Annotated in this window: 1 pseudogene; it reads left to right on the forward strand. The window is 53.7% G+C overall.

Annotated features, from left to right (window positions below):
- Window positions 1-255: pseudogene (locus MWC30_RS22305) on the forward strand (integrase); the annotation flags it as partial.

Raw genomic sequence — 255 nt, forward strand, 5'->3', positions numbered from 1 at the left:
CAAAAGACTCAACCGGTATTCTCTCCAGCACGTGATCGGATATCTGAGGGCCTTCCTGCGCTTTCAACATGAGAAATCCGTTCTGCGTCAGCCCTTGCATACGATGATCGACACTCCAAGGATCTACCGGCTGGAGCGACTACCTCGCCATCTGCCGTGGGAAACCGTAAAACAGCTCCTCGCCTCCATCGACAGGACGAACCCTTACGGTTTGCGTGATTACACGATGCTTTTCCTGGTTGCCACCTACGGGTT

It is taken from the genome of Desulforhabdus sp. TSK (assembly GCF_022836495.1).
Classification (GTDB): Bacteria; Desulfobacterota; Syntrophobacteria; order Syntrophobacterales; family Syntrophobacteraceae; genus Desulforhabdus.